A 6280-nucleotide genomic window follows, 5' to 3' on the forward strand; every position below is an offset into this window, starting at 1 on the left:
TGCCTGTGAAAATAGTTTTATTGCTCATCTTTGTTTAATCCTGTTGATTGGTTGTCGACGTTGCGACCTGGCTGAATCATAGCAACGCGCTGGGGCACGCAAAAGCATTCTCAGAAACTGGCATATTACTCAGTCATCATGCCTAAACGGGTACAAAAACGGGTACAAATAAAACAAGAGACGCATAAAACAATAAAGAATCAAAGAGATAATTATAAAGATGATTCCTGCAGGGACACCATTTATCAGTTCGCTCCCATCCGTACCAGTCCGCAAAATCCCCTTGAATATCAAGCTTCCCGTGCATCCACAGTTCGTCATGGTTCGCGTAAGATTGTTAACAGCCGCACTCCATGACGGGTAAAAGTGGATAAAATAATTTTACCCACCGGATTTTTACCCATGCTCACCGTTAAGCAGATTGAAGCAGCAAAGCCGAAAGAAAAACCATACCGCCTTCTCGATGGTAATGGCCTGTACATTTATGTCCCTGTATCCGGGAAAAAGGTATGGCAGATTCGCTACAAGATTGACGGCAAGGAGAAAATCCTGACTGTCGGGAAATAGATACCAGAAAAAATCTAAAATCATGGCCAGTTTTTGTTGACCACTACAATCACCAGTGTTCAGCTGAACAAATTCAATAATCCACTAAAAATTCACAATAGACTTTCATTCATCTCACGAATTAAGTATTATCCCAATATTAAGGACAATCTAAAAATATAATTTCGGTTAAGTTTTTACACGCCTAACTTTACCACATTAATACTTATCAATATTAATACTTATTAATAATAATACTTCTAGTTTTAACGTATTATTCGGAGATTACGATTATGGGGAGTAAAAATATTGCAATCGCAGGAGGCGGTTTTTTTGGTTTGTATCTGGCAGAACAACTTGCATTGAAGGGTTGTAAGGTTACAGTTTATGAGAAAAGTCAAGAACTCATGTCCCGTGCCTCCTATGTTAATCAGGCTCGAGTACACAATGGCTATCATTATCCACGCAGCATTTTGACAGCGTTACGCTCTCGTATCTCTTTCCCCCGTTTTGTTACAGAATTTCGCGACTGCATTGAAGATGATTTTGCTAAATATTACCTTGTTGCAGGTGCGCTGAGTAAAATAACAGGTGCACAATTTAGCCGGTTTTGTCAACGTATAGGTGCAGAATGTGAAGATGCGCCTCCGTCAGTGAAACGTTTGATTAATCCTGCTCTTATTGATGCGGTATTTACTACCCGCGAGTATGCATTTGATTCCCATAAGCTACGTAATACAATGCTACAACGGCTTTCCGCGGCAAAAGTTACTATTGTGACGGATGCAGTTGTTGAAAGAGTAAGCAAATCTGGTGATGGGTTAGAGGTAATTACAACAATCTCTGGACAACCAGATACTAGCTATGTTGACCATCTTTTCAATTGTACTTATTCAAGAATTAATTACCTCTTGAATGGTTCTGAGCTTACATTAATTCCCCTTCGTCATGAAATGACGGAAATGTGCCTTGTAACTGTTCCTGATGAGCTAAAAAAAATGGGGTTAACACTAATGTGCGGCCCATTTTTTTCTGTTATGCCATTCCCACCAGCTCAACTACATTCCTTCAGTCATGTTCGATACACTCCCCATTACCAATGGAATGACAGGCCAAACAAACCTTATGAAGATGCATATAGAAAGTATGAACTGAATGAGCGGCATTCGGCCTGGGGGCATATGATAAGAGATGCCAAACGATATATCCCTTGTTTAAGTGAATGTCAATATCAAAGTTCAATCTGGGAAGTAAAAACAATCCTTCCACGAAGTGATAGCGATGATTCTCGCCCGATTCTATTTCGCCCGAATTATATATTGAAGGGGCTTCACTGTGTGATGGGTGGGAAAATTGACAATATTTATGATGCTCTACATGAAATAGAACGCGTGATCGAGTTGAGTTGATAAAAATGAAAAGTGAATCTTTTGTATCAGTCGTTATTGTCATTCCAGGCCACTTGAATGACATCTATGTTCCTTTATCTAAACTAGCTTCACTTCTGGATACGCTATACAGTGATTACGAATTAGTCGTTATAGCTCCGGGTTTAGACAGTACTAGTGCACAGGTAGAAGATCGTGTATTGAAAGATATTCCTTGTGTACGAATTATCCAGCTATCCACCCCCGTATTTCATGATGTTGCGTTGGCGGCTGGATTAGAAAATGCTATTGGTGATTTTGTTGTTTTATGGAATCCACTGGCCGATCCGGTAGAAGTCGTACCTAAAAGTGTTAACAAATGTCGTGAAGGTGCCGATGTCGTAATTGGCGTCTCGAATAGCGTTCGTTCACTACGTTATCGGATACTTCGTCGACTCATGAATGTTGCATTGCGCACCATAGATTATGAGATTCCTTCTAACTCTACGAGTCTACGTTGTTTAAGCCGTCGCGCTGTAAATGCCGTTACTCGAATCGGTAGATTTCACCACCAATTCTATCTTCGTATTCACAAAACCGGCTACCCAGCCGAAGCCCTCATCTACAAACCGCTAAAACAATCAGAGGGCGCTGGGGTAGTAAAATCCTTGCATCGATTGATGCACTTGGTAATATTTAACTCCACGAAGCCACTACGTTGGATGTCTATTCTCGGTTTTGGCGGAAGTCTTGCTGGTTTTCTATTTGCGTGTTATAGCGTGTTGATCCATCTATTCAGTGGGCTTATTGTTGAGGGCTGGACAACGACTATATTAGTTGTAACTTCATTATTTATAATTCAGTTCGTCATGATGGCTTTTTTTGGGGAGTATTTGGGACGCCTGCTGGATGAAAGCAACTCACAGGCAGAGTATGCAGTGGTTTATGAACGAACAAGCGAAGTTATGGTTAATACCGATAGGTTTAATGTTATGCACACTTCTCTGTCACCAGAGTCTAATTATGTACAAACTGGTCGTGATGGTTTAGCGCCACAGACTATGGGGGAAGAATGGACGCATTAATTGGATATTCAGGTTTTGTCGGTACAACTTTATTAAGACAACGTCGTTTCGATGCACTATATCGCTCAACCAATGTTGACGAAATTGTTGGAAAAACATTTGATACTGTAGTTTGTGCCGGTGCCCCTGCACAAAAGTGGCTTGCAAATAAAGACCCAGCCGACGACATAAAAAAAATCAATAACCTAATTGAAAAATTAAAAACCATATCTTGTCAAAAATTTATTTTGATAAGTACTGTGGATGTTTTTAAAGATCCAGTTAATGTTGATGAGACTACATCAATCGAAACAGAAGGATTACATGCTTACGGTGCACACAGATATTATTTAGAGCAATTTGTGAGCAAACAATTCTCTGACAATCTAATTGTACGATTACCAGGCCTCGTTGGGCCAGGTCTCAAAAAAAACATTATCTATGATTTTTTGCATAAAAATAATATTTTACAAATTGAAAGTCGTAGTGTTTTTCAATTTTACCCGATGATCAACTTGTGGTATGACATTAACATTGCGCTACAACATAAATTATCGCTGATACATTTGACTGCGGCACCAATAAGCGTTGCTGATATAGCACAACATAGCTTTGGCTTCGAGTTTTGCAATCACATTCAGGATAAACCTGGATATTACGATATGAAAAGTTGCCATAGTCACCTATTTACTAACGACCATGACTATCAGTATAACCGTCGTGAATCATTGATGGCAATACGCGCTTATGCACAATCTGAAATAGGCAGTAATTAAAATGAGACTTTCACTCTCAGGTATAGCCTGGAATATAACTAATGATGATTCTATCTGTCACCTACTACATTCCAGACAGATTGATGCAATAGATATTGTCCCTGGAAAATACTTCTCCAATCCGTTAGACGCAAGTGAACACGAAATATTTGCCGTTCGTAATTACTGGCATGATAATGGAATTTCATTAGTTGGTATGCAATCACTATTATTTGGAACCCAAGGGTTAAATCTTTTTTCAACCAACGAAGTACAAAAAAGAATGTTGGTTCACTTACAGGCTATCAGTCGTATTGCTGCCGGTTTAGGAATTCCAGCATTAGTGTTTGGATCACCTAAAAACCGCGACCGAAAAGGATTATCTGATAGTATCACTCTTGAAATTGCAATAAATTTCTTTAATCATCTTGGTGATATTGCGCAGCAAGAAGGCGTTTATTTTTGCCTTGAACCAAACCCAGCCTGTTACGGGGCAAATTTTATGATTAACAGTGCTGAAACTGCTTTTGTTGTTCGGCAAGTAAATCACCCAGCAATTAAAATGCAGCTGGATACTGGTGCCATCATAATTAACAAAGAAAATATTAATGATATCCTTCAGCAAAACGCTGACATTATAGGTCACATTCATCTCAGTGAACCAGATCTGGCTCCTTTAGGCTATAGCGGTGCGAATCATACACATATTGCTAATGCTCTCTATCACGCATTACCGAACTCAATTGCAACAATTGAAATGCTCGCCCCCCAAAATAAACATTCGCTTTCCTCTATTGAGGATGCTCTTGATTTCGCAATTTCTCATTATCGTCAGTAGAAAGAGGGAATAGCATGAAGTGGCTCATTTTGATTCTTGGCATATTTTCTAATGCCTCGGCCAGTGTTCTTATAAAATTAGCAATAACCCCTCCCAGAAGGCTCCCAAGTCTGGCTGAACCTCTTGCTGCGCTTGCAAATTGGCCATTATGGTTAGGAATATTTCTATATGGAATTGCCTTTTTGTTATATGCTGTTACACTGGCATTTTTACCTTTGAATGTAGCACACCCAATACTGACCTCTGGTGCAATTGCCTGTGTCGCATTATTCTCTGTCGTTATTTTCCGAGAACCAGTTTACTGGTCTACCGTTACTGGAATTCTGTTGGTGATGAGTGGTGTCGCCCTTATTACCCTTAAAGTTAAGTAAACATTATGACTGAATCTATATCTCAAACACTTCGCGCCAAATGGCAAGTCCCTGCCTATGAAAACCAAATGTGGCTTGGTAAAAAACACAATTATTGTGTCGTTATCCCCGTAATTAACGAAGGCAATCGTATACATAACCTATTAGCAAGAATGGCTGCCATAAATGTATCAACTTATGCGGATATAATTATTATTGATGGTGGCAGCACCGATGGTTCTCTGAATCCCAATATCCTACAGGAAAAAGGCGTTCGCGGTTTAATACTTAAAAAAGCACCAGGTAAGCTAAGCGCACAGCTAAGATGTGCCTATGCTTTTGCTCTTGAGCAAGGTTATGAAGGCATTGTGACTATTGATGGAAATGACAAAGATGATCCTGTGGCTATTCCACAATTTATCACAGCTCTAAAAGATGGGGTGCATTTCGTCCAGGCATCTCGTTTCCTTGTTGGAGGTGTAGCAGAAAATACCCCTCTCACCCGAGATATTGCAATACGTTTTATCCACGCGCCTATGATTAGTTTCTTTTCAGGATTTAAATGGACAGATACTACTCAAGGATTTAGGGGGTATAGTAGAAAAATGCTGCTTGACGAGCGTGTTGCACCGTTCCGTGATATTTTCTCATCTTATGAACTACTGGCATATCTTTCATACCGAGTCCCACAACTTGGTTATCGTTGCTTAGAAATTCCAACCATTCGTCGTTATCCTAAAGGTGAAGTACCTACAAAAATAAATGGAATAAAGGGAAACTTTTCCGTACTGATTGTCTTATTTAAAGCGTGTTTGGGATTTTATAATCAGGAAAAAGGGAAATGAGAAATATAAATATCAGCAGTTATATTATTTTAACAATTTTTGGCATGATAATTTTGGCTATGCGTTATACGACTCCGATAATCACCCCCTGGATTTATGCGGAAGATGGTGTCTGGGTTGCTAATGCGTTGAGTCATGGTTGGCTAGAAACCTTCATTAATGCCAGAGAAGATTATTTTGTATTCTTTAATATTTTCTTTTTGTTTGTATCAACATCAATCAGCAGTATTATAAGCGGGAGTCCATTATTACTTCTTCCGCAATCTATAGCTGTAGTATCATATCTTTTTTATAGCCTAATGGCCGTTATGGCTTTCCATTTGATTATTAAAATATCCAATCCATTATTTGCTATTTTAGTATATTTCACAACTCTCTTGTTGCCTTTAGGTCATTCTCAATATGAAAATATCGGTCATTTGCTACAAATTGGTTTTTATATGCCAGCTATAGCGAGTGCTCTTATTATACAGAGAGAGTACGTCAATAAAAAATTGTCTAAAATAATTATCGAC

Annotated in this window: 6 protein-coding genes and 2 pseudogenes; all 8 read left to right on the top strand. The window is 39.0% G+C overall.

Features of this window, described 5'->3' with window-relative positions:
- Positions 1 to 402: 402 nt before the first annotated feature.
- Positions 403 to 564, top strand: a pseudogene (locus tag EQY_RS0111750) (Arm DNA-binding domain-containing protein); the annotation flags it as partial.
- Positions 565 to 839: 275 nt separating this feature from the next.
- A complete protein-coding gene (locus EQY_RS0111755) occupies positions 840 to 1955 on the top strand; it encodes an FAD-dependent oxidoreductase (protein ID WP_000534968.1) in 1116 nt (371 codons plus the stop codon).
- Positions 1956 to 1960: 5 nt separating this feature from the next.
- Complete coding sequence (locus EQY_RS0111760; RefSeq protein WP_000834379.1) at positions 1961 to 2998, top strand: glycosyltransferase family protein; 1038 nt, start codon at positions 1961 to 1963, stop codon at positions 2996 to 2998.
- Positions 2986 to 3753, top strand: a complete 768-nt coding sequence (locus EQY_RS0111765; RefSeq protein WP_000339329.1) for an NAD-dependent epimerase/dehydratase family protein — start codon at positions 2986 to 2988, stop codon at positions 3751 to 3753. Before EQY_RS0111760 ends, EQY_RS0111765 begins: the two co-directional genes overlap by 13 nt.
- A gap of 1 nt (position 3754) precedes the next feature.
- Positions 3755 to 4570, top strand: a complete 816-nt coding sequence (locus EQY_RS0111770; RefSeq protein ID WP_024212545.1) for a sugar phosphate isomerase/epimerase family protein — start codon at positions 3755 to 3757, stop codon at positions 4568 to 4570.
- 14 nt (positions 4571 to 4584) lie between these two features.
- Complete coding sequence (locus EQY_RS0111775; RefSeq protein WP_000871577.1) at positions 4585 to 4941, top strand: DMT family transporter; 357 nt, start codon at positions 4585 to 4587, stop codon at positions 4939 to 4941.
- Between the two features lie 5 nt (positions 4942 to 4946).
- Positions 4947 to 5765: a glycosyltransferase family 2 protein gene (locus EQY_RS0111780; RefSeq protein ID WP_024212546.1), complete on the top strand. Its 819-nt coding sequence runs from the start codon at positions 4947 to 4949 to the stop codon at positions 5763 to 5765.
- A pseudogene (locus EQY_RS0111785) lies at positions 5762 to 6280 on the top strand (hypothetical protein); the annotation flags it as partial. The gene EQY_RS0111780 and the pseudogene EQY_RS0111785, both read left to right, overlap by 4 nt.

This window comes from Escherichia sp. TW14182, from assembly GCF_000208525.1.
Taxonomy (GTDB): Bacteria; Pseudomonadota; Gammaproteobacteria; order Enterobacterales; family Enterobacteriaceae; genus Escherichia; species Escherichia ruysiae.